20 protein-coding genes are annotated in these 23,010 nt (G+C 69.1%); 10 read left to right on the forward strand and 10 right to left on the reverse strand.

The window, feature by feature from the left end:
- Window positions 1–140 precede the first annotated feature (140 nt).
- Window positions 141–1,244 (reverse strand): abortive infection family protein, encoded by a 1,104-nt coding sequence (locus tag ACLQ2O_RS11335; protein ID WP_425830097.1) that lies wholly within the window; start codon window positions 1,242–1,244, stop codon window positions 141–143.
- Between the two features lie 61 nt (window positions 1,245–1,305).
- Between ACLQ2O_RS11335 and ACLQ2O_RS11340 the strand changes: the two genes are divergently transcribed.
- Together ACLQ2O_RS11340 and ACLQ2O_RS11345 are read left to right on the forward strand one after the other, a co-directional pair.
- A complete protein-coding gene (locus tag ACLQ2O_RS11340) occupies window positions 1,306–3,198 on the forward strand; it encodes a hypothetical protein (RefSeq protein WP_425830099.1) in 1,893 nt (630 codons plus the stop codon).
- 271 nt (window positions 3,199–3,469) lie between these two features.
- Complete coding sequence (locus ACLQ2O_RS11345) at window positions 3,470–3,946, forward strand: fumarylacetoacetate hydrolase family protein (protein ID WP_425830942.1); 477 nt, start codon at window positions 3,470–3,472, stop codon at window positions 3,944–3,946.
- 837 nt (window positions 3,947–4,783) lie between these two features.
- Here the strand turns inward: ACLQ2O_RS11345 and ACLQ2O_RS11350 are convergent.
- The 3 genes from ACLQ2O_RS11350 to ACLQ2O_RS11360 all read right to left on the reverse strand — a co-directional run bounded on the left by ACLQ2O_RS11350 (window position 4,784) and on the right by ACLQ2O_RS11360 (window position 11,245).
- The gene (locus tag ACLQ2O_RS11350) at window positions 4,784–7,033 is read right to left on the reverse strand and encodes a family 43 glycosylhydrolase (RefSeq protein WP_425830101.1); all 2,250 of its coding nucleotides are present in this window, start codon (window positions 7,031–7,033) and stop codon (window positions 4,784–4,786) included.
- 38 nt (window positions 7,034–7,071) lie between these two features.
- Complete coding sequence (locus tag ACLQ2O_RS11355) at window positions 7,072–10,713, reverse strand: alpha-glucuronidase family glycosyl hydrolase (RefSeq protein WP_425830103.1); 3,642 nt, start codon at window positions 10,711–10,713, stop codon at window positions 7,072–7,074.
- Between the two features lie 139 nt (window positions 10,714–10,852).
- Complete coding sequence (locus ACLQ2O_RS11360) at window positions 10,853–11,245, reverse strand: winged helix-turn-helix transcriptional regulator (RefSeq protein ID WP_425830105.1); 393 nt, start codon at window positions 11,243–11,245, stop codon at window positions 10,853–10,855.
- A gap of 57 nt (window positions 11,246–11,302) precedes the next feature.
- On the opposite strand from ACLQ2O_RS11360, the gene ACLQ2O_RS11365 reads away from it, so the two are divergent.
- Window positions 11,303–12,094, forward strand: coding sequence for an alpha/beta fold hydrolase (locus ACLQ2O_RS11365; RefSeq protein WP_425830107.1), 792 nt, complete (start codon window positions 11,303–11,305; stop codon window positions 12,092–12,094).
- A gap of 107 nt (window positions 12,095–12,201) precedes the next feature.
- On the opposite strand, the gene ACLQ2O_RS11370 is transcribed toward ACLQ2O_RS11365, so the two are convergent.
- The gene (locus tag ACLQ2O_RS11370) at window positions 12,202–13,263 is read right to left on the reverse strand and encodes a hypothetical protein (RefSeq protein WP_425830109.1); all 1,062 of its coding nucleotides are present in this window, start codon (window positions 13,261–13,263) and stop codon (window positions 12,202–12,204) included.
- 133 nt (window positions 13,264–13,396) lie between these two features.
- On the opposite strand from ACLQ2O_RS11370, the gene ACLQ2O_RS11375 reads away from it, so the two are divergent.
- Entirely contained in the window at window positions 13,397–13,636 is a 240-nt protein-coding gene (locus tag ACLQ2O_RS11375; protein ID WP_425830111.1) for a hypothetical protein, read from the forward strand.
- Between the two features lie 116 nt (window positions 13,637–13,752).
- Window positions 13,753–14,283, forward strand: a complete 531-nt coding sequence (locus ACLQ2O_RS11380) for a hypothetical protein (RefSeq protein WP_425830113.1) — start codon at window positions 13,753–13,755, stop codon at window positions 14,281–14,283.
- 113 nt (window positions 14,284–14,396) lie between these two features.
- Here ACLQ2O_RS11380 and ACLQ2O_RS11385 read toward each other — a convergent pair whose 3' ends face one another.
- Complete coding sequence (locus ACLQ2O_RS11385) at window positions 14,397–14,732, reverse strand: ArsR/SmtB family transcription factor (protein WP_425830115.1); 336 nt, start codon at window positions 14,730–14,732, stop codon at window positions 14,397–14,399.
- A gap of 85 nt (window positions 14,733–14,817) precedes the next feature.
- Between ACLQ2O_RS11385 and ACLQ2O_RS11390 the strand changes: the two genes are divergently transcribed.
- Entirely contained in the window at window positions 14,818–15,879 is a 1,062-nt protein-coding gene (locus tag ACLQ2O_RS11390) for a flavin-containing monooxygenase (RefSeq protein ID WP_425830117.1), read from the forward strand.
- Here ACLQ2O_RS11390 and ACLQ2O_RS11395 read toward each other — a convergent pair.
- The 4 genes from ACLQ2O_RS11395 to ACLQ2O_RS11410 form a co-directional block, all read right to left on the reverse strand.
- Window positions 15,876–17,108 carry an MFS transporter gene (locus ACLQ2O_RS11395; protein ID WP_425830119.1) on the reverse strand — a complete coding sequence of 411 codons (1,233 nt, stop codon included), beginning with the start codon at window positions 17,106–17,108 and terminating at the stop codon, window positions 15,876–15,878. The genes ACLQ2O_RS11390 and ACLQ2O_RS11395 overlap by 4 nt on opposite strands.
- Window positions 17,108–18,517 carry an FAD-dependent oxidoreductase gene (locus tag ACLQ2O_RS11400; RefSeq protein ID WP_425830121.1) on the reverse strand — a complete coding sequence of 470 codons (1,410 nt, stop codon included), beginning with the start codon at window positions 18,515–18,517 and terminating at the stop codon, window positions 17,108–17,110. The genes ACLQ2O_RS11395 and ACLQ2O_RS11400 overlap by 1 nt, the downstream gene beginning before the upstream one ends.
- On the reverse strand, window positions 18,514–19,734 hold the full coding sequence (locus ACLQ2O_RS11405) for a M28 family metallopeptidase (RefSeq protein WP_425830123.1): 1,221 nt from the start codon (window positions 19,732–19,734) through the stop codon (window positions 18,514–18,516). The genes ACLQ2O_RS11400 and ACLQ2O_RS11405 overlap by 4 nt, the downstream gene beginning before the upstream one ends.
- 263 nt (window positions 19,735–19,997) lie before the next feature.
- On the reverse strand, window positions 19,998–20,144 hold the full coding sequence (locus ACLQ2O_RS11410; RefSeq protein ID WP_425830125.1) for a hypothetical protein: 147 nt from the start codon (window positions 20,142–20,144) through the stop codon (window positions 19,998–20,000).
- A gap of 115 nt (window positions 20,145–20,259) precedes the next feature.
- Between ACLQ2O_RS11410 and ACLQ2O_RS11415 the strand changes: the two genes are divergently transcribed.
- The 4 genes from ACLQ2O_RS11415 (at window position 20,260) to ACLQ2O_RS11430 (ending at window position 22,846) form a co-directional block, all read left to right on the forward strand.
- Window positions 20,260–20,625 carry an ArsR/SmtB family transcription factor gene (locus tag ACLQ2O_RS11415; protein ID WP_425830127.1) on the forward strand — a complete coding sequence of 122 codons (366 nt, stop codon included), beginning with the start codon at window positions 20,260–20,262 and terminating at the stop codon, window positions 20,623–20,625.
- Window positions 20,626–20,691: 66 nt separating this feature from the next.
- Window positions 20,692–21,354 carry a three-helix bundle dimerization domain-containing protein gene (locus tag ACLQ2O_RS11420; protein WP_425830129.1) on the forward strand — a complete coding sequence of 221 codons (663 nt, stop codon included), beginning with the start codon at window positions 20,692–20,694 and terminating at the stop codon, window positions 21,352–21,354.
- Window positions 21,351–22,433, forward strand: coding sequence for an ACR3 family arsenite efflux transporter (gene arsB, locus ACLQ2O_RS11425; protein ID WP_425830131.1), 1,083 nt, complete (start codon window positions 21,351–21,353; stop codon window positions 22,431–22,433). The genes ACLQ2O_RS11420 and arsB overlap by 4 nt, the downstream gene beginning before the upstream one ends.
- The gene (locus ACLQ2O_RS11430; RefSeq protein WP_425830133.1) at window positions 22,433–22,846 is read left to right on the forward strand and encodes an arsenate reductase ArsC; all 414 of its coding nucleotides are present in this window, start codon (window positions 22,433–22,435) and stop codon (window positions 22,844–22,846) included. The genes arsB and ACLQ2O_RS11430 overlap by 1 nt, the downstream gene beginning before the upstream one ends.
- Window positions 22,847–23,010 lie beyond the last annotated feature (164 nt).

Here is a 23,010-nt window from a genome sequence, read left to right on the forward strand (position 1 = left end):
TGGCTGCCGGTCAGGTAGGTGCGCGGGTTGGGCCGAAGAGGATCGGTGGTTCTGGACAGCGGTCAGTACGACCGGCTGCGTACCCACCGTCGAACGTGTGCATGACGCACCGTGTCTGGTGCCTGCGTCCGAGGAACTCGTCAGACCACGCGTGTCAGGTTGGCATAGTGAACCAGCAACCGCTTCACGCCGATGTCGGTTCCGAAGTCAACCTCGGCTACCTGCTTCGTAGCTTGACCGGTCAAGGCCTTGATCTGCCCCTCGCCGAAGGTTTCGTGACGCACGATCGTTCCGGGGGTGAACGTCGCGGACAGAGCAGACGCGGGGAGAGTGATCGAGGTCGCTGGGGGCGTGGCCCTGGTGTGGGCCTCGTAGATTTCGATGAGGTAGACGACTGCAGGCAGCACCGCACCAACGGCGAGACGAGCCAACGCCTCGTTGACGAGTGGCGATCCGCTACGGCCGTGGCCGGTGCCTCGTGCATTGCGTAGTTCGTCGGCGCCGTGAAGGATGTTGGACACGCCGCCGAGGATCTGTTGAGCGCCACGGGCCTCGATGGCGTCGTCCGAACTTACCTGGCTGGGGTCGATCCCGAGGTGGAGAAGAGTCCGCTTGACCAGCGCGGGGAACTTCACTGGTCCGCCACCGGATGAACCGGTCATGCCGAGAATGGTCTTACACACAGTCTCGATGAGGTCCTTCGCCTGTCCGATGGCAGCCTCCGGATCACCGGAGTGATCGCGGCGGATCCGCTCGACCTGCCGGCGCATCTCGCCCACACCGAGGCGTGCTGCGGCAGACTCGGCGGAAGTCAGGACCGTTCCGTCGGGCATCGCGGCGGCTGCGCCGTCGTCACCCATCAGCCGGTCGAAGAGCTTCTCGTCGTGTTCGGCGAGCCACACCGGCAAAGAGAGGAAGTCCGAAAGGTCCTGAAGTTTCGGGAAGCGTTCGTGCAGCCTCAGCGGCTTGGGAGCAGGCGAGGTCACCTGGCTCCATGGGTCCGGCTCAGGTGCTTGGTGCTCATGGAGAAGATCGGGCACCAGACTGCGGACGTGACCTTCGTAGTCGTCGTCCCCGAAGTGGAGCGAGCGCAGCAGCCGCGGGTGGTTGTCGATCACCTGCGTGGTGTCGAGGAGTAGACCGAGTTCGGTCCAGCTGCCGTGATCCATGACCGCGATGAGGCAGCGCCCGACCACGAGCTTAACCAGGTTCGGTGGGGCGTCGAGGCGCCACGACAAAGTCATGATACGTACGGTACGAGGCGACGCGGACAACAGTCGTTCGTGATGCGCGGGGCAGGGGGAGATGACTGTGGGCAAGGCTCGTCGGAGGAAGCAGGAGTTGCGCAACGGCACTCGGGAGCCGACATTTCGTGAGCTTCGGCGTGAAGCTGAGAAGGCGGATCGGCGAGGGCGCAGGGTGAAATCGGGGATCGCCGAGTACGAGCGGATCGCTGCCCTGGGATCGGAGCGACTGGGGCAGACGCTGGTCGCCCGCTACACGCTTCGAATGGACCGGCTTGTTGAGACGTCTGACGCCTATCGGGGCCCGATTCTCGCGGCCTTGGCGCCCGTCATGCCGCTGGACAAGCTACTTCTGCGATCCGGCGCGAACCCGAACAGGCACCCCGCCGCGTACGGACCAAAATGGACCGACTATCTGGCGTGGGGAATCGACAGCGTCATCGCGGCGTCGCGCTTGCTGTTGTGCGGCCAGGTGGTGGGCGCGGCTGCGGTCGCCCGAAATCAGCTCGAGCGTTGGACCGGTCACCGCGCGCAGAGCGCCGGCTTGGGCCAGCGTGACGGCGAGTCGATGGTGGACCACATGGCGCGGGTATGGAGCACCGAAGATCGCTTCAACGAGCACTGGTTCGACAACGGGGGCGTGCTTCCGGTCGACGAGGACGTAGTCGAGCTCTCGCCGACCTCCGTCGACCACTCCCACATACGCAGGCAAGACGGCGGGGAGATCTGTCCCAGCGAGCTCTACCGGACTCTCAGCGAGGTCATGCACGGCCGGCACCTTGAGGGTGCCATCAACTGGGACAGCGATGGACTTCTCTACACCAACAGTTGGCCCGACGACGTGACCATCGCTGTCGGTGCGATCACCGACACCGTTGTCCTCTGCCTGCGTGAGATACGCCTCGCGATCGCGGCCGTGGCCGATGCGACCGGCAACGAGGTGATGCTCGCAAAATTGAGGGCGATCCCAGATGGGTTCAGCGGGTCGGACGGCGCGCCGATCGCTTCGCAGCTTCCGCCGGGAGCTCCCCGTCTCGTCGCTCCGCCGCTGATCTCGCTGATGCCGCTCACGCCGAACGAGGGACTACGCCCTGCGTTGATCTCTCAGTTGAACAGGATGGCTTCCGACTACGACGGCGTGATGCGTGGACTGAGGCCACATGGGCGCCTTTACACCGACGACGAGGCTATTCTGCTTGCCTTCGTCTGGCATCGAGCACGCAGTGCCCGTGCTGCCCAAGCGATCCTCGACCTCGAACGTAAGAACCTCGGAGCAGAGTTCGACCCCTGGTCCGTAGACGGGCGCGCGGCAAAGTGGGCCATGCTCTCGGAGGCCGCGGCCCTTGTGGGGTTTTGGCATCAGCCGGCGCAGGCCGCCTCTGCGGCAGCGCTGATCGGCTCGGCGCTTCGCTCGGCCTACTGGTTGTGGCTCGAAGACGACAATCGCGCGATGAGCATCTTGCGCTGCATTCTCGAGCAGACGGCGCGGCTTCGGGTATGGCGACAGAGACCAGACAAAGCCCTGATTCTGGAGTCTCGCGATCAGTCGAGACCTCGGGACTGGATCGAGACTGCGGGCTGGAAGCGACTCAGGGCTCTCAATCGAGCACTCGGCGAGTTCGCCCACGCAAGTCCGGACGCCAACTGGCCGGGCGCGCACGAGTTACTAGCGCAGCTGCAGCTCGATGTCGAACCCGAGAAGGCCATCTTTACGGCCCGCGGCGCAAGCCTCGACTTCGTCGCCGACCTCGTTGCACGCGAGCTGGTCCAGGTCATGGCGACGCTGCGTTCGGAGGTTGCTCCGGTGCTGGCTGAGTTGTTCGACAGTGTCGGCCTCGACGTTTCCGAGGACAGCAAGCCGATCGGAGCGCAGTTCAACCACATCTGGGAGCTCAGAACAGCTGAACTCAATACGCGCTACCTCGATACACCCGGCACGCAGACGCGGAGGTAGATCAGCCCAAATGCAGACCGCGTGAGGCCCAGCTCCGGCTAGGTGCGCCGGAGCGGGGCTTTGCGGTGGTCAGCGCTGGGCGTCAGGCAGGACCGGTCCTATTCCTTCGGCCGAGTTGACGGTACTGCACTGAGGCCCAGGGGTGGGATGGGATGCTGCCGGGCCTTGGTCTGGTTGAGGAGCTTGTGGAACCGGTCGTCCCTCGTCGGCCAGCCTGATGATGGCCGCGCCGAAGTCGGCATTCATCAGGTGATCCCCACGCCGGGTGCTTGTGAAGCTGTTGACGACAACATCTCGAGGTGTTGACGCCGGCCGGTCCTTGGTTGGTGACGGCCGACGAGGCCGACAACCGGGGGCTTCGATCTCAAGGCTCGTCAACGGTGACGTCGTGCAGAAGGCGAGCACCGCGGACCTGGTCATCGACGCGGCGGCGCTGGTCGCTTACGTCTCCACCTTCATCACGTTCGTGCCTCGGGACGTCTTCTCCATCGGTACGCTGGGCGGTGTCGAACATGTTCGTGAGCCACCGCGCTACCTGACGCCCGTACAACTGGAGACCCGGATCGCCGGAGTTGGGGGAGCAGCGCAATACCGTCATCGCAGCCGGCTGACCTGGCGAATGCACGATGGAGCGTCGAGGTCACGAGGTGGGTTCGCGAAGGTATTTCAGAAGTCCTCCGGGTTGGCGAGGTGCTCGATGCCTCAACGCTCGAGGCAAGCGCGCTCGACGGTTGGAGCAAGGCGATAGTCCTAGCCCACCTCGCCAAGAACGCCGATGCGCGCGGTCGTCCGATCGACTGGGCGTGGAGCACCCGATGTGCCTCATCCAGAGCACGGTGTCGTACGTGCTGCCGGGGAGGCGGCGCGCCGAGCTGCACTGGCGCGCCACCGATGAGATCGAAGAGGCTGGCTAGCGGCCGAGTGCGACCGCACGACGCGGACCCTCGGGCTGGGCAACCCGCCGATGGGTGGCCACCTGGGCGTCGACCGGCTGCACTTCGTCGGCGCGGTCAGCGAGGCAGCGGCCGACGCCGAGTAGGACGTACCGCTGCCGCTGAGCGGAGAGCAGCGGCGTTCGGCGATCGACCGGATCGTCGAGCAGCGCCGGGCGACGGGATGATCCTGATGGAGACGCTGGACGTCTGCGGCGACGAGTTTGGCGTGCGGCGCCTGCGTCTGGAAGACAGGCGTCGCCGTACTGGACTCCGGCGCGCGCTTGATCGGCTACAGCGCCAGCATCGTCCGAGTGAGGTCTGGTCGAGAGGAGCGACCTGCGTGTGACCAGTGACCGGACCCAGCATCGAAAGATCCTCACAGGCGCATGCTGGCGCCAAGAGGCCGACTTTCTGACTTCATGCGCTGAGGTCCAGGCGTGTGGTTAAGGTGCGTGTCCCCCCTCGGACACAGCAAGACCCACGCGAGCTGACGGAAACGTCAGCTCGCGTTTGTGCGTCGTCCGCGGGGGCGAACGCGTAGTCAACCAGCTCCCACAGCGGATCGTCGTCGGCGAGGTCGTCCGGGAAGTTGGTCTCCCGACCGCCCCGGCTCGGCCTCGCTCCCTTCACGCTGACAGGTCACGCTGTGGTCAGGAGTAGAAGCGGACGTAGTCGAACTGGGCTGTGAGTCCCTTGCCTGCAAGGGATACCAGGCCGATGCGTGGGTCCGGGCCGGCGGGCAGGTGCCAGACGCCGCCCCAGATGTAGTGCTTGCCGTCGCGGCTGGTCGCCGATCGGTACAGGTGCTCGCCGGTCTTCGGGTCGACCGTGTGCCGGAGTCGCAGCCACATCGTGTCGGCCGAGGGGCCGAGCTGCATCTCCGGCCAGCTGTCGCGGTCGCGGCCGATCCACAGGAACACCTGCCGGGTCGGTCCGGTTCGGGTGGGGGCCAGGTGGATCGAGTCCTTCGGACTCCGGAAGGCGATCAGCCCCGCCTGGCTGCGGCCGTCCGGTCCGTCGGTGATCGGGAGCCGCAGCTTCGTCTCCACCGTGTACGTGCCCTTCGGAGCGTCCCGGAGGAGTGCCGAGGCCATCGTGCCCGAGCCGGAGAAGTCCGCGTCCTGGGTCGGCCACACGTACTGACCGCCCGCGACCTTCCCGTCGGCGGGACCGAACCACTGCCAGCCGTCCAGCGCGCCGTCGGAGAACTCGTCGCCGTACGCCGGCCGCTCGGTCCCGATCGCGGGATCGGGCTGCTTGGCGGTCACCGGGGTGTAGAGACGGGTCACGCCGACGTTGTCCACCTCACCCGATCCCTTGGTCGACGCCGTGCCACCGCGCTGCCAGGACCCGGGCACCTGCACCGACACCTCGGCCAGCGGGATGCCGAGCAGGGCCGAGGAGACCTGCACCTTCGCGGTCCCGCCGCGGATCTCGGCCGTGAGCGAGTGCCAGGTCCGCAGATCGGCACCCTCACGCAGCCTGGCCGTCCGGGTCTCCACCACCCGCCCGTGGCGGGTGACCTCGACCGACAGCATGTGCGCGGAGTCCAGCCACGCCACGGCGTGATCGAACCTGCCCGCCGACGCAAGGACCAGTCCGACCCGGCCCTTGCCGTCGTGCAACCTGACGTCGGCTTCGGCCCGGACGTCGCCGTACGGCGCCTTGCGGGGAAGCAGCAGCGACGGCACCGAGCTGCGGCTCCGGGTCCGTGCGAAGCGTCCCGAGTCCGTGTCCGTTCCGGTTGTCCACGAACCCCGCGTGTCGAACCCTGCCAGCCCGGAGTCGAAGGTGCTGCCCGCACCCCACGCGCCGACCGGCGCCTTCTGCGGGTCCTCACTGGTCCAGGCCCCGGCCCGTACGGTCGGCCAGCCACCGATCCAGTCGAGCCGGTCCATCACCGTCGGCCGGCCGCCCCAGTTCGGGTCGGTCTCGGTCCGGTCGAAGCCGTTGGTGATCATCCAGTCCTGGCCGGACTTGTCGACCACGATCGCGGAGTGGCCGGTGGAGACCCACTTGTTGCCGTTCGGCGAGTTGACGATCGTCCCGCCGGGGTGGAGATCGGCGAGACCGACGCCCTCGGCGTCCACGAACGGGCCCATCGGAGCCTTCGAGCGCCCGGCGAAGACCGGGTAGGCGCCGGCGGCCTTCGCGCAACAGCCGAGGCCGGAGTAGAACAGGTAGTACCAGCCGTCCCGCTTCACGACGTACGCCGCCTCGCCGCGCCGCGCGCCGACGACCTGGACCGGGTCGCCGACCGGCGCCGTGCCCTCCTCGTTCAGCCGTACGGCCTGGATGCCGCCGTCGCGGAACGAGCCGTAGTACAGGTACCGCGCGCCGTCGGAGTCGACGAAGACCGCCGGATCGATCTGGTTGACGGTCTTCCCGTACGGCAGCACGGGCCGGCCGATGTCGGTCCAGGGCCCGGCCGGGGTGTCCGCCGTGGCCAGCGCGATCGTGTTGTCGTCGTTGCCGGCGACCGAGTAGTACAGGAAGTACTTGCCGTTGACGTACCGGACCTCGGGCGCCCAGTAGTAGGTGGTCTTGAAATCGCGCCACGTCGGGTAGTTGTCGGGGCCGAAGACCTCGCCGACGTACGTCCAGTTCACCAGGTCCTTCGACTTGGTGATCGGCATGAAGTACTGCGACTCCCAGGGGCCGCCCTGGTTGTCCTTGCGCATGCTGGTCTGGGTCGCGTAGGCGTACCAGTAGCCGTCCTTGCCGCGGATGATCGACGGGTCGGAGTAGGCGTCCGCGAGGTTGTCCATGATGTGGTTCTGGTACGTGCCGGGCTGGTCACCGGGGTCGGCGGCGGCCGGTGTGGGGGCCGGGGCGAGCAGGCCGGCCAGCAGGGTCAGTGCGGCCGGCAGGACGGCCGGTTTCCGGGAGACGGTGGTCATGGACCGGTCAACTCCTTCGTCGGGGCAGGGCGGAGTGATCAGACGAGGACAAGGGCGGCGATGCGCCACAGGCCGTTCAGTTCCGAGCCGGTGAGGGCGAGGTCCGCCGTGCGGCCGGACGCTCCTCCGTCGATCGTGAACGAGAACCAGACGAACGCGCGGCTCGGCAGGCTGGTGTCTCCGGAGCGGCCGAGGACGACGCCCTTCTCCGAGACGGTCGTGATGCCGGAGTCGGTGAGCGAGTCACCGGTCAGCACCCACACGGTGTGGACACCGGCCGGCACGGTGAGCCGCAGCGTGCTGGGCTTGGCCTTCTGCATCACGAGGTCGCGGCGCAGTTCGTCGGAGTTGCCCCGGTCGCGGGTGTCCGGTTTGTCGCCGACCCACCCGAAGCCGCGATCGCTGCTGTAGGTGTCGTCGGGGGACAGCCGGGTGTAGCCGGCCACCAGAGGACTGGACGGCGGACCGGCGTCGAAGGCCAGCTCCACGTCGTCGGCGTGCGGAGTGGTGATGACCGGCACGGACCGCCCGCGTTCGATCTCTTCGGTGCCGCTGTCGACGCGGACCTCCACGGTGGCCGGACCGGGCTTGGACGCAGGCGTCGCGGCCACGGTCAGCTCGACCTCGGCGCCGCCGGCCACCGTCGCGGTCTTCTCGGTCGTGGACCAGCCGTCCGGCGCGACGAGGCGTGCGGTCACCTCGCGGCTCGCCGTACCGGTGTTGCGCACCAGCACCGTGGTCGTGTTGGCCCGGCCGGTCCACCACACCGGGTCGGCAGTCGCCTTCAGAACCACCAGCGACGGAACAGGCTTGCCGTCGTCGGGGATGGCGAACCCGCTCAGGCGCCAGGGTCCGCCGATCCCGGTGAAGGTCAGGTCGGCGGTGCCGCCGGCGAGTGGAATCTCCAACCAGGTAAAGGTTCCGGCGGGCTGTTTGGGGCTGGTGGCAACCGTCACGCCGTTCATCGAGATCTGGGTCGCCGAGGCGGTCGCCCCGGTGTCGCCGACCAAGGCATAACCGGTACGCCGGCCGGCCGGCACCTTGATCCGCAGGGTCCGGGGCGCGTTGTTCCAGACGTGATCGCGCAGCAACGACTCACCGCCACGATCGCGCCCGGTCGGCGCGGCCCCGACCCAGCCGTAGCCGCGCGCCTCGGACCAGGCCGTGCTCGGGGTGAGCGCGGCGTACCCGGGCATCGGTACGCCGCCGTCCGGGCCGGCATTGAGAGCCAGCGTGCACCGCTGCCCGGTCGGCGCCACGACCAGGGCCGGCAACGCACGGTTGATCCACTCGAGGTCAGGCGTCACCTGCAGCGCTGCCGGTACGACGGTCGCCGCCAGCGGGGGAGTGACCGGAAGGTCGACCTCGACGGTCTCGGCACTCGCCGCCTCTGCACTGGCCGGCTGCGTCGACCACGCCGCGGACGGTGCCGGCAGCTGCGCGGTGATGGTGTGGTGTTGTGCCGAGGCGTTGGTGACGTCGAGCCGCAGCAGGTTCGGCCGGCCGCCGAGCAGGACCCGCGCGCCGCCGAGGGCCAGCTGCAACCATTCACGCTGCGCGTCAACGGTACGGCTGTTGTCGAAGTAGAAACTGACGACCGTGTCCCGCCACAGCGTCGCCTGCGTGCGCTGCGCCTCGAAGCCGGCCTCGATGTCGGCGTAGCGCGGCCCGTCGACCTTGCCGGCCAGCCCACGCCACGCGGCCAGGAACTCGTCGATCCGTTGCACGCCGTCGAAGTGGCTGTCGTAGATGTGCTGGATCACGGTCGCGCCGGACTTCAGCCGGTGCTCGTAGGGCACCCAGTGCATGAAGAGCAGCAGCTCGTCCGGACAGGTCGCCAGGGACTCGTACCGGTCGTGCCACCGCTTGGGGTACAGGCCGGTGAAACCGGTGCCGGTGGCCGTCGTACGGTCGAATCCGGTGCCTTCGCTGGTGGTGCGGTGGGACTGGAACAGGGTGCCGAGCGGGCTGGGACCGAGGTGGTCCCCGCCGGGATCGGTGAAGTAGCCCAGGCCCAGTGGCGAGGTGTAGTCCTCGTAGGTCCGGTGGGAGCGCATCAGGACGTCGACCACGGCGTCGGTGATCGCCTGGTCGGTACCGAAGGTCAGCCTGACCCACTCCTCGGCGAGCCGACGGGGGTCGGCCTGCGGGTTCCAGCAGAGCCGGCCGAACGCGTAGGCGTTCGCGGCCCCGAGCTGGTAGCCGGTCCAGTCGCGGTCGTTGCCGAAGTTGCTGACGCCGGCGACACCGGCCCGTGGCGCCTTGGCGCCACCGCGGGACACGACCTCGGCCACGGTCGGCCCGGTCGTCGGTCCCTGGGTCGGGAACGCCAGTACCTGCTGCCACATCGGCGCCAGGTAGCAGGTGTGGAGCTCGTGACCGGTGTACTCCTGGGTGACCTGGAGCTCGAGCATCTGGTTCGTGCGGCCCATGGTGCCGAACAGGGGATGCACCGGCTCGCGGACCTGGAAGTCGATCGGTCCGTACTTGGTCTGCAGGATCACGTTGTCGTCGAACTTGCCGTCCAGCGGCGCGAACACCCGGTGCTGGTACTCGGCCCAGTCGCCGAAGTCCTCGTGCACGAAGCTGCGCCAGACGATCTGCCCACCGTGCGGTTCGACCGCGCGGGCCAGCATGTTCGCACCCTCGGCGTGCGAGCGGCCGTAGTCCAGCGGCCCGGGCCGGCCTTCGGAGTTCGCCTTCACCAGGAAGCCGCCGAACCCCTCCAGGCGCCCGAAGATCTCAGTGGCCTCGCGCTGCCACCACTGCTGGACCCGGGCGTCGGCCGGGTCGGCGGTGGTGATCGGCTTGTCGTCGTTCGCGGTCAGCACGATCGGGCTGGCGTAGTTGACCGACAACCACAGCGCGATGCCCCACGACCGGAACAGCTCGGCCAGCGGAGCGAGCTTGGTGAGCATCTCGGCGGTGATGAAACCGGCGTCGGCGTTCACGTTGTTGATCACCGAGGCGTTGACGCCGATCGACGCCATCGACCGGACGTAGTCGACCATCCGGTCCGAGATCGCCGGCAGCGTCTGCCACTGGAAGAGCGACTGCCCGGCGTACCCACGCTCGATCGAGTTGTCGAGGTTGTCCCAGTGGTTCATCATCCGCAGCGGGATTTGCGGCTTGTCCAGCACCGACAGCCCGGTCAGCGGCAACTCCTGCTGCAGCAGGCGGAGCAGGTGGAAGACGCCACTGAGCACGCCGCGATCGGTGTGCGCGCCGACGACGATCCGATGGCCGCCGTTCGGGCGGGTCACCCGCTCGATCACGAAGCCCTGCTCGCCGATCTTGGCGAGCCGCTCCGGCTCGAGGTCGGCCCGGACGATCGCCGACTCGCGGACCGTGCCGATGACCACCGCGGCCGCGTCGGCGCTGACCTCGGCCGGTGCGACGCCGGTGATCGCCGTGATCGCCTGCCGCAGCTCGGCCTCGGCGTTGGTCAGTACGGCGCCCTGGCCCTGGCGCGCCAAACTCTTCAAGGCGTCGCGGTACTCGCGCAGCCGGCCGGAGCTGCCGGTCAGGCGGTAGCGCAGCCACAGGTCGTAGCCGTCCTCGGTGGGAGCGGTGGCCGCGGCGGCGAAGCCGACCTCGGTGGCCCAGGGGCTCAACGCGGCTGCGAAGGTCAGGGCTGAGACCTGCAGAAAGCGGCGGCGGCCGGGGTCGAAAGGAGACATGGCGGTTCCTCCTACGTCATCACAAAGACAATCCCGGACCCTGCGCTAAAAAAGTGATCGATCCACTTCTGAAGCGGTAGCTAACCTCAGGGGTTAAGGGGTGTCAAGACGCCGAAGGTGATATCCGCGCGGTGGGAAATTACCGGGAACGGTGATCGTCGATCTCGGCCATGTGGGTCTCGGCCCAGTCGCGCAGGGCGGCCAGCGGTTCGTCGAGGCTGCGGCCGAGCGGGGTCAGCGCGTAGAACACCGCCGGCGGGACGGTCGCCTCGACCCGGCGGGCGACCAGGTGGTCGTCCTCGAGTCCGCGCAGGGTCTGGGTCAGCATTTTCGCCGAGACTCCCGGCGTCCGGCGCTTGAGCTCGGCGTACCGCAGTTCGCCGGACTCGGCCAGGGTCTTGACGATCATCGCGACCCATTTGCCGCCGACCCGGTCGAGCAGGCGCCGGGTCGGGCAGGCCGGACTGAACAGGTCGCCGCGCCGGGTGGTCACCCCGCGGTGACCAGGTGTCCCGAAAGTGCCGTCTTCCATGCTGGATCCCCGGTTTCTATCGTCGACCAGGTATCCAACAGTAACCAAGGAGAACGAGTGATCGACACCGGTGACGGCCCGGCCGTCGTACTGCTGCACGGGTTTCCGCACACACCTCGGCTGTGGGACGCGATCGTTCCGCGGCTGGCCGGGACCCGTCGGGTGATCGCGCCCGACCTCGTCGCGGGTGGCTCGGCGGTGGAACTGGCCGGCCGGCTGGCGGACCTGCTCGACGCGCTCGGAGTCGAGCGCGCGGCGATGGTCGGCATCGACGCGGGCGCCCCGGCGGCGCTCGGGTTCGCGCTCACGCGACCCGATCGGACCGAGCGGCTGGCGGTGATGGAGGCGGTGCTGCCGGGGATCGCGGGCGCCGAAGCGTTCCTGGCGGCCGGCCCGCCTTGGTGGTTCGGCTTCCACCAGGTACCCGGCCTCGCGGAGCGGGTCCTGGTGGGCCACGAGCACGAGTACGTCGAGTGGTTCCTGCGGGCCGGAACCGCTGACGGCGCGGGGATCGGGCCCGAGCTGACGGACGCGTTCGCCTCGGCGTACAGCGGAAGTGAGGCGCTCGCCGGAGCCTTCGAGCACTATCGCGCCATGTCCCGTACGGCGATCGAACTGCCGCCGCTGCTGGCCGGACGACTGCGGATGCCCGTCCTCGTCGTCGGAGCCCAGCCGGTCGGGCTCACGCCGGCCCATCAACTCACGGCGTTCGCCGACGACCTCGCGGCGGTCCAGCTCGACGACTGCGGACACCTGGTGCCGTTGGATGCGCCGGATCGCCTGCTGGGGGTCCTGCTCCCGTGGCTCGAACCAGCCGAGTGCGTTGCTGTGGGCAACGTACCCGGCTGACCGTCAGCTCCGGTCCTTTGGTCACCCGCAGGGCGGGACTTTAGTTCCGTCGGCGGCGTTGAGAAATTCCTGGTAAGTCCCCGGGCGGCATTTCCCGACCAGGTAGGTCACGCCGCAACTACCGCCGCCCTATGGGAATTCCAGGAGCAGATGCTCGCCTTGTCGCGCATTTGGTCGAGACCCGGAATCCCGTCGGCCTCGCGTTCTACGTCCCGTGGCGCAAGGTGATCGTCACGTGCCGACCCGCGCGTCGTTGGTGACCGGGTAGCGGTCCAGCCCGATCTTCTGCCGGTTCCGGATCCACTCATCGTCTTGTCGACCATCGTCCCGGTCTCGTTGGGCTCGACCCCCGGCTCGGCGGCGGCGTTCAAGGGCGTCAGCAGGCTGGACACCCGGGGGAGCCGGGTCGTCGTCGCCGTGGTGGTGGTGACCGTCATCCGCGAGTAGGCGACCTCGAAGCGGTTGCCTGCGACAACGACCAGGTCGGCGAAGTTCTCGACTTTGACCTTCAGCCCGTCCTTGGCGTACTCGCTGACGAACGACGAGGTGAGGCCGGGGTTCGTCACGCTGGTGTACTCGGCGCCGGCCGCGGAGGCGACGGCGTCGTCGTACGCCGCGCGGAGCAGGAGGTAGGCCAGGCGGAGTTGGTCCTGCTGTGCCGAGCTGTCGGCGGAGGCGTCCGCGAGCGTCACGTTGCCGGACGCATCGGTCTTCCGGTTCAGTTGCGCGCTGATCTTGGCCGATTCACCGGCACCCAGACTGAGCTCGAACAGCCGCGTCACCGACGGGCCGTTGGCGAAGAAGATGCCGCAGGCACGGGTGGCAGGCTGGTTCGCGGTCGGTGTGCCGTTGCTCCACGAGTAGCTGACCGCGTTGTCGTTCTGCGCCCAGATCTCGCCGCCCGGCTGACGGTTCGCGGCCGTCGGGCTCGCCGGTCCACCGGCCTTGCGGTTGAACTCGAACCGTTCAGGTGCAGCCAGTCGTCCGCTCCGTCGGCGGTCAGGTCGAGGGCGGCCGGGGCTGCGGTCGAGACGAAAGACCCCGCCGAAGGCTGGGGCGACACCTTCGACGGCATCGTCCGCCTGGACGGCCGCACCCGCGACGCCGTCTGGACCGGCGTCCGATCCGCCTCGCCGACCCCGTCGTACGCCGAGCCTTCGACCCACCACCCGGCGCCGGCCTCGACCCCAGGACCTTCCTCGCCGCAAAGGCACCCCCCTTCGCCTCATCCTCGGTGGCTCCGCCCAACTCAAAGACCTCTCCGCCGTCTGCGGTGACCGAGACGAAGAGTGGGTGGCGTGGATGGCAACTCGATACGCCCTTGATGACAAGGGGATCCCTTCCTGCTGGGAAGAGCAGGGAGCCTCGATCGAGGAACTGGCCGCACTCCGGTCGATGTGGGAGGGGTGCTTCCAGGGCGATGCCGCTCCGTCGGACCCGATCGCCTTCCACCGCGAGCTGCACGCGGCGCTTCGCCGACTCCGCGAGTGGAACTCCCGCTCGGGCTGCTCCCGGACCACGCATCGAGCACAGCCGTCCTAGGAGTAGGCGAGCTCGAGCAGACCTTGCGTGACCTGCGGAGCTTGCTCGACAGCGGCGTCCGGGCCGGTTGCGGATCTTCTCAACGGGTACGTGACGTTTGAGGGGGAGGGGATCTGGTGCGTGAGCTGGGGACTGAAGGACCGGCGGCTTGGACCGAGGAGTGGGCGACGCGCGGCGAGGTGGTGTTTCCGCAGCGACGGCAATCGTTGTGGTGGCGACTCGGTCTGTTCGGGCTGCTGACGCTCAGCTCCGCCGCGCAGTTGGTGGACAACCTCCGCGACGGCGAGATGATGTTCGTCGTGGTTCTGCCGGCGTGCGCACTGCCGGTCTGGTGCTGGATGTTCGGCTACACGCTCTGGCAGGTCGTCACTCGCCGGCCCGTCATTCGAGTTGACCACTTCGGCGTCCACTACGGAAGCAGCAAACGAACCCGGCTGTCCTGGGACCGGATCGCGACCATCAGCGATCCCATCGGCCGGTGGCTCTTTGCTTTCGTCAACGTCCGACCCGTCGACGGCAAACCCCAGCGCTTGCCGATCTCCCACCTGCACGTCGACGACCTCCGTCCTTTCGCGCTGTGGTTACGCAGCAGGTTGGACGAGCAGCGCGCCGATTCATCGGCTCGGGGTCAGAGTGGTGACGGGTAGATGCGCGCGTATCTGCTCACCGCTCCGCGCTGGATCCTCTGTCTGTTGTACGGCCTGCCGTTCGGCGCCATCATGACCGTTGTCGGCGTTGGTCGACCGAGCTGCAGCTGATCTCAGCAGCAGTTCTCCAAGTAGGCCTGGAGGTCCGCCAGAGCCGCGGCCGAGCCGCTTTTGTCGGCTCGGTACAGGACGGTTTTGCCTTCGCGGCGTGAGGTGACGATGCCGCCGCGGCGGAGCAGGTCGAGCTGCTGGGAGGCGGTGGACTGGCCGATGCCGGCCTGCTCGGCGACCTCGTTGACCGACAGCTCGGCGCCTCGGGCGAAGAGCAGCATGATCCGCTGCCGGGTCGGGCTGGCCAGGGCTTTGAGGAAGTCGTGCGTCGCGGCGGCGAGTTCGGTCGGCGCGGCGCCGCACGCCGGAGCTGGGGCCGTCCTGGTCTGGCTGGCCATCGCTGTCGTCCCTCCGATCGGTCGGTGACCAGCTTAGCTCATATCGTCATTGCATCATATTGCGATAGGACGATATGTTGCGCTCATGACTTCCTCTTCTGAACTCGTGGTGGTGATTGGTGGCGGCCAGTCCGGCCTGGCCGGGGCACGCGCTTTGCTGGACGCAGGACTGCGGCCGGTGGTGCTGGAGGCGGGCGAGCGGCCGGTGGGGTCGTGGCCGTCGTACTACGACTCTCTGACCTTGTTCTCGCCCGCGCGGTACAGCGGCTTTCCAGGGATGCCGTTCGCTGGTGACCCGGATCGGTATCCGGTCCGCGACGAGGTCGTGGAGCACCTGGGCAAGTACGCGGCGAGCCTGGACGCGGAGATCCGGACCGGCGCGACGGTCGCTGGTGTGGAGCGGGCCGGCGCCGGTTTCGACGTGCAGCTGGCCGACGGGGAGACGGTGCACGCGGCGGGCGTGGTCGCAGCGTCGGGCTCGTTCCGAAACCCGTTCGTGCCGGCTGTCCCGGCGCGGGAGACGTTCGGCGGTGAGGTGTTGCACGTGGCCGACTACCGCTCACCGCAGCCCTACGCGGGTCGGAGGGTCGTGGTGGTCGGGGCCGGGAACTCCGCGATCCAGCTAGCGCACGAGCTCGCGGCGGTGGCAGAGGTGAAGCTGGCGACCAGGGCGCCGGTGCGGTTTCTGCCGCAGGTCCGCGGTGGCCGTGACCTGCATTTCTGGCTGGACAAGCTGAAGCTGGACCTTCTGCCGCCGGCGGTGCTGGCACGCCTGTTCAGTGGTACGCCGGTGCTGGACACCGGGATCTACCAGGCCGCGATCGAGTCCGGCGACCTGCCGCGGCGCGACATGTTCACCGCCTTCGACGCCGACGGGGTTGTTTGGCCCGGCGGCGGGCGCGAGCAGGTCGATGTGGTGCTGTTCGCGACCGGCTACCGCCCGAGCCTGCCGTACCTGCGCGATCTGGGCGCGCCGGCCGCGGATGGGATGCCGTTGCACCGGCGCGGGTTGTCGACGACGTACCCGCGACTTGTCTATCTGGGGTTGGAGTTCCAGCGGTCGTTCTCGTCGAACACCCTGCGGGGTGTGCACCGCGACGCCCAGTTCGTGGCCGGTGCGTTGGCTCGCGAGTTGCGGCGCGGCTAGCCGTTGGCCGGGGCTGGCACGCGCCGGGATGCGGCGACGAACAGGCCTGCTGCGATGCAGGCGGCGGCGACGCCGAGGATGACGGGGCGGTATCCGGCGGCGCCGGCGAGCACGGCGCCACCGAGCGGGGCGCAGGCTTTGGCGATGATGACGGGGGTGGCGAGGGTCCCGGCGGTGGTTGCGTAGCCGTGGGCGCCGTAGCGGTCGAGCAGGATCGCCGGGGTGGCGATCGAGGCGACGCCGAAGCCGAGGCCGAACAGGACCAGGCAGGCGATCGCTCCGGCCAGGTGGCGGCCTGTGAATGGCAGCAGCGAGATCGCGGCGCCCTGGACGACGAGCACGGTCGCGGTGATGGTGGCCATCGGCAACCACCGCAGGGACAGGCTGGTGACGATCCGGCCGGTGACCGAGAGCAGGCCGAGCAGTCCGGCCAGGGTCGCGGCGACGGCGGGCGGGTAGCCGAGGCTGATCAGGTAGAGCACGAGGTGCACGGCGATGGTGGCGAGCGCTGCGAAGTGCAGGACGAACCCGGCCGCGAGCAGCCAGAATCCGGCGTCGCGCAGTACTGCGGCTCTGGGGCGCTTCACGGCCGGGGGACGATGGCGTGGGCCGGTTCGGCGTAACGCGATCGCGTGCAGTGGGATGGCGATGGCGGCGTACCCGGCGGCGAGGATCAGCAGGGTGTGGCGCCAACTGGTGGCCTCGAGCAGGTGGCCGGTGAGCGGGATGAAGATCGAGCTGGCGAAACCGGCGACCAGGGTGATGCCGAGCAGCGCGCGGGTGCGGGACGCCGGTGCGGTGACGGCGACGACGACGGCGAAGGCTGGTTCGTACAGCACCATCGCCGACGCGGCGCCGATGACCGCGAACACCGCGTACAGCTGCGCAGACGTCTGTACCTGCGACCAGGCCACGACAGCGGTCGCGCCGAGCAGCGATCCGGTGGTCATCAGCGCATGGCCACCGCGGGCGTCGAGCCAGCGGCCGACCGGTACCGACATCAGTCCGGTGACGAGTACGGCGGTGGTGAGGGCGCCGGCCGCGGTGGCGGTGGAGATGCCGAGGTCGCGGCTCATCGGGCCGAGCAGCGCGCTGAACGCGTAGTAGAGGACGCCGTACCCGACGGTCTGAGTGACGGCCAGCGCCGCGACCAGACGGCGCGGTACGCCGGAACGGCCACCGCCCCTGGCCCTGGTCGGGCTGGGAGCGGTGGCCGTGGCGCGATCCATCAGCTGCAGCAGCCCGAGTCCGTGGCGGGCTTGGTGTCGACGACGGTGAGTAGGCCGCCGGCGATACCGGTTGCCAGACCACGCCCGGCCGGTGCGGACAGCTCGACCGCCTGCGGCGCCGGGCCGCAGCAGCCACCGGCTGCCTCACCAGTGGTCGGGCTGTCGGTGAGGTTGGAGGAGCACACACCGGTCTCCGGCAGGTCGAGCTGGACGTCGCGCGCTGCGTCCCAGTCGCCGGCCAGGGCGGCGACCACGGAACGGGCCTGCTCGTACCCGGTGGCCAGCAGGAACGTAGGCGCGCGGCCGTAGGATTTCGCGCCGACGGCGTAGTAGCCCGGTTCGGGGTGGGCGAGCTCGTCGGCGCCGTGCGGCGGGACGGTGCCGCAGGAGTGCTGGTTGGGGTCGATCAGCGGCGCCAGCGCCCGGGTGGAGCCGAGGATCGGGTCGAGGTCGAGCCGCAGCTCGCCGACGATGTCGTGGTCGGGGCGGAACCCGGTCGAGTTCACCACCGTGTCCACGGCGACGCGCCGTTCACCGGCGACCAGTTCGATGCGGCCGTCGCTGGTCTGGTCGACGGCCTCGATCCGGAAGCTGCTGACCAGCTCGACCCGGCCTGACTGTACGAGGTTGTGCAGGCGGGATCCGAGGGCGCCGCGGGCGGGCAGTTCGTCGGCGTCGCCGCCGCCATAGGTGCGGGCCTGGTCCGCGCCGCGCACCACCCACACGACCTCGGTGCCGGGAACCTCTTCGGCTAGCACGCCGAGGTCGAGCAGCGTGGTCGCGGCGGAGTGTCCGGCGCCGACGACCGCCGTACGGCGTCCGGCAAACCGGTCACGGTCGCGGCCCAAGACATCGGGCAGCGCCCGGGAGACGTTGGCCGCTGCGGCTGCTTCGCCGCGGGCCGGGATTCCGGAGCCGCCGAGCACGTTCGGGCGCCGCCAGGTGCCGGCCGCGTCGACCACGGCCGAGGCGAGCAGTTCGGACCCGTCGGCCAGGCGGATGAGGAACGGTGCGTCTTCGCGGCCGGCGGTGCGGATCCGGTCGAACCCGACGCGGGTGACGGCTTCCACGGCCGAGTTGTAGCGGATCTTGTTGCCGAGTTGCGGGGTCTTGGTCAGTGGTGCGAGGTAGGAGTCGATCAGGTCGCCGCCGGTGGGCAGGATGCCGGGGTCGGGTTCGGTCCAGCCGCCGGCCTGTTCCAGGAGCCGGCGGGCGGCGCTGTCGATGTCGTAGCGCCAGGGGCTGAACAGCTTGACGTGGCGCCATTCGTCGATTGCCGCGGCGACGGTCGGGCCGGACTCGAGGACGACGAAGTCGAGGCCGCGTTCGGCGAGGTGCGCGGCAGCGGCCAGGCCGATCGGGCCTGCGCCGATGACCACGACCGGTAGGTCGGATCCAGTGACGCTCATGGTGTTTCTCCAAGCTGTGCAGGGTTTTCGATGAGGTGGTTCACGGTCGCCACGACGAGGTTGGTCGCGGCGAGCAGCGTTCGTGCTTCGACCCGGTCGGGGGTCTCGACGGTGGTCTGGTAACCGGGCATGCCCATGCCGATACCGATCGCGGGCAGCCCGACGGCGGCGTAGCGGCGGTTGTCGGAGGCCATCGCGCCCGCTTGCAGCGGCACACCGGTCAGGCGGCCCGCCTGGTCGACGGCTGCCAGGAGCGGTTCGGCCGGTCCACCGGCCTCGACCGCGGCCGCGCTACCGAGCTGGGCGGCGCCATCGACGTTGATCACGTACGTGCCGGGAGCGAGCTGGGGCGCGTGATGTGCGGATCCGCGGGCGCCGACTTCTTCACCGTCGAGCAACGCGACCGACAGGCCAACGCCGGTCGGAAGGTGGCCTGCGAGCAGCCGGGCGGCTTCGAGGACGACCGCGACGCCGGAGGCGTTGTCGCCCGCCGCGGGGTGGCGCAGCTGCGGGTCGTCGCTGACACCGTCGAAGTGTGCCGTCAGCAGCACCGCGACCTGACCGGCCTCCGGTTTCGCGAACACCCCGTAGACGTTGGTCCCGGTCGCGGTGACGGTCCGCATCGGCACCGACGCCGTCACCGTGTCGCCCGGAGTGCGGGTCAGTTCGGCGTGCAGATCGGTGCGTACCGACAAGATCGCGACCTTGCCCGTGGGCGGTCCGGCGATCATCTTCGGCATCCAGCCCGCCTCGTCGACGCCGCGGGGAACCAGCAGTCCGGCAGCCTGCTCGGCTTCGGCCCGGGCCACGGCCGCTGTGTCGGCGGCTGCGACGGCGACCCAGCCTCCACGCCACGAGTCGGCGTCCGCGGACACGAGCGGGCCGGATCTCGGTGTGGCGACTTCGGCGGAGCTGAGTTGCTCGGCGAAGTCGCGCCGATGGACCAGTACCCGCCGCCCGATGCTCAGGCTCGGGGTTGCCTGCAGTTCCTTCACTCCACCGGCCTCGAACGCGTCGAGCATGACTGCGGCGCCCAAGCCTCGCAGTTGGTCGGCCAGCCAGTGAGCGGCAGCCTGCCCGCCCGGCGTACCGATCCGGCGCCCGTAGTACTGGTCGGAGGCGAGTTCTCGGACCGTGGCCGCCATGGCCTCGGCAGCCGCGCCGCCCCGGGCTGCGGCGGCCTCAGCCGCGAGCGGCCAGGGCGACGCGGTGCTCATCCGCAGCACCCGCCGGCAGTGGCCTTGTCCGCAGTCGCCTCGGCGATCGGGGCGGAGCCGCAGCACGAGCTGGCCTCAACCGCTGTGTCGGTCCCGCAGCAACCGCCCGTCGACTCAGCCGTGGCCTGCCCGGCCGGGGTGCTTCCGCAACAGCTGCCCGCGGACGGGGGAGCGAACGCCTGCGCCGGGTCACCGGCGAACCCGCCGGCCGGACTGGTCGTGGTGGTCTCGGTAGCCATCGTCTTGTCCTTCGTGTCGAGCGGTCAGCGGGGGAACTGGATGTGGGTGTGGCGGGCGCGGACCCGGTCGCGGTGAGCCTCAGAACGGCACGCCGCAGTACAGACCTCGCTGCACGACTCGCAGAACTCCACGCTCCCCAGACGGCCGAGCCGCCGAATGAGCTTCACCATCACTGGCTCCTTTCCGCGCCGTCGGCCGGGTTACCCGGCCGGGCACTAAGTTGATGTTCATCTAAACAGCGATCCCCACCTTGCATCCTGGTTAGACAGAAGTCAAGATAGACATATGTCGAAACAAGATCTGCCTCTGGTCCGCAGCGGTGGGTGCTGCACGCCGATCTCGGTCGCGGCCCTCGACGAGGCCACGGCGACCGAAGGGGCGGCGGTGTTCAAGGCCCTGTCGGACCCGATCCGGCTGCGTCTGATGTCGATCATCGCCTCGGCCGGCGAAGAGGTCTGCGTCTGCGACATCACCCCGCACTTCAACGTGTCGGGCCCGACGATCTCCCACCACCTGCGGGTGCTGCGCGAGGCCGGACTGGTCGACTGCGAGCGCCGCGGCACGTGGGTCTACTACTGGCCACTGCCGGACCGGCTGCAGTGGGTCTCCTCGCTCCTGTCGGTTCCTGAGGCCGCCGCGCTGGTCCACTAAGCATCGGCGGCGCCTCGACTCGCCGCTGCCCCTCGTTCCGCGTGCCCTCATCAGGGAGACATCGTCATGCCCACATCTGCCGAAGAACTCGCGCTGCTCGACACCGACACGGTCCTCGGGCGAGCCGCCGAGCGGCTGGCCGACAAGTACACCGGCATCTTCAGCCCCGAGACCGTCGACCGGGTCGTGCACGAGTCCTACGTCGCGCGCTACCGCACCGCCAGAATCCACCGGCACCTCCCGGCTCTGGCAGAACACTTCGCCGGCGACCGGCTCGCCGCCCTGGCCCACGCCAAGGGCGCGAATACCAACCCCGTCCCGCAGGTGCTGTTCTTGTGCGTCGCCAACGCCGGACGCTCCCAGATGGCCGCCGCACTGCTGGCCCACCACGCCGCCGGCGCGGTCACCGTCCGCTCGGCCGGCTCCCACCCGGCCGTGGACCTCGAGACCCCGGTCGCCGCCGTACTGGGCGAGCTCGGCCTCGACCTGCACCAGGCCTACCCGAAACCGCTGACCGACGACGTCGTCCGTGCCGCCGACGTGGTCGTCACGATGGGCTGCGGTGACGCCTGCCCGGTCCTGCCCGGCAAGCGGTACTACGACTGGGCGATCGACGACCCCGCCGGACAGAGCCCGGCCGCGGTACGCCGGATCCGCGACGACATCGACACCCGCGTCCAAGCGCTGCTGGCCGAGCTCGTCGACCAGGCCCCCGGAGCCACCGCGTGACCCACACCGCTACGACAGCTGTCGATGGTCCGGTCGTCGCGAAACTGTCGTTCCTCGACCGGTTCCTCGCGGTCTGGATCATCGCCGCCATGGCACTCGGGCTGATCCTCGGCCGGGTCATCCCCGGTTTGGACGACGCACTCGACGCGGTCAAGGTCGGCTCGGTCAGCCTGCCGATCGCGATCGGGCTGCTGCTGATGATGTACCCGGTCCTCGCCAAGGTCCGCTACACCGAAACCAGCCGCGTCACCGGCGACCGCAAACTCCTCATCGCTTCTCTCGTCCTGAACTGGGTCGTCGGACCTGCACTGATGTTCGCGTTGGCCTGGCTCCTGCTGCCCGATCTGCCGGAGTACCGGACCGGTCTGGTGATCGTCGGGCTGGCGCGGTGTATCGCCATGGTGCTGATCTGGAACGACCTGTCCTGCGGCGACCGCGAAGCCGCCGCCGTGCTGGTCGCGATCAACTCCGTGTTCCAGATCGTCGCCTTCGCAGGCCTCGGCTGGTTCTACCTGCAGACCCTGCCGGGCTGGCTCGGCCTGGAGACCACGAGCGCGGAGTTCTCGATCGGCGCGATCGCTGTGAGCGTGCTGGTGTTTCTCGGGATCCCGCTGCTGGCCGGTTACCTGACCCGCACCATCGGCGAACGATCCAAGGGCCGCGACTGGTACGAGTCGCGGTTCCTGCCCAAGATCGGCCCGGTCGCCCTCTACGGGCTGCTGTTCACGATCGTCATGCTGTTCGCGCTGCAAGGCGACGCGATCACCAGCGCCCCGCTCGACGTCGTCCGCATCGCCCTGCCGCTGCTGGCCTACTTCGTGATCATGTTCGGCGGGTCCTTCGCCCTCGGCCACCGCCTGCGCCTCGGCTACGCCAAGACCGCGACCCTGGCGTTCACCGCCGCCGGCAACAACTTCGAACTCGCCATCGCCGTCGCGATCGGCACTTTCGGTGTCACCTCCGGCCAAGCCCTCGCCGGGGTCGTCGGGCCCCTCATCGAAGTCCCCGTCCTCGTCGGCCTGGTCTACGTCTCCCTGTGGGCACAGCGCCGCTTCTACCCGAACCACCAGGAGAACTGATGTCCGAAACCACACCTGAGGTGCTGTTCGTCTGCATCCACAACGCCGGCCGGTCCCAGATGGCCGCCGGGCTTCTGCACCACCATGCGCAAGGCCGCGTCGTCGTGCGCTCCGCCGGATCGCAACCGGCTGACCAGCTCAACCCTGCCGTCGTCGAAGCCATGGCCGAGATCGGGCTCGACATCTCCAAGGAGTTCCCCAAGCCGCTCACCGACGACGCCGTACGAGCCTCCGACGTCGTCATCACCATGGGCTGCGGCGACGAATGCCCCTACTTCCCGGGCAAGACCTACCTCGACTGGGAACTCGACGACCCCGCGGGTCAAGCCATCGACGCCGTGCGGCCGATCCGCGACGACATCGACCGCCGCGTACGCGCCCTGCTGACCGAGCTCGTCGGCGACCAGCAGTAGCTGAGACACAGCCGAGCGAGAACCGAACGCACCCGGCTGCGTCACACCGGGACGTCGACGGTGAGCACCGGGAGCAGTCCGAAGAACGCCAGGGTGACGAAGACACCGGCGAACCACAAGGTCAGTCCCTGAGCGAAGCTCGCGAAGGAACGGACCGCACCTGG

Source organism: Kribbella sp. DT2, from assembly GCF_049844575.1.
In the GTDB taxonomy this organism is placed as follows: Bacteria; Actinomycetota; Actinomycetes; order Propionibacteriales; family Kribbellaceae; genus Kribbella.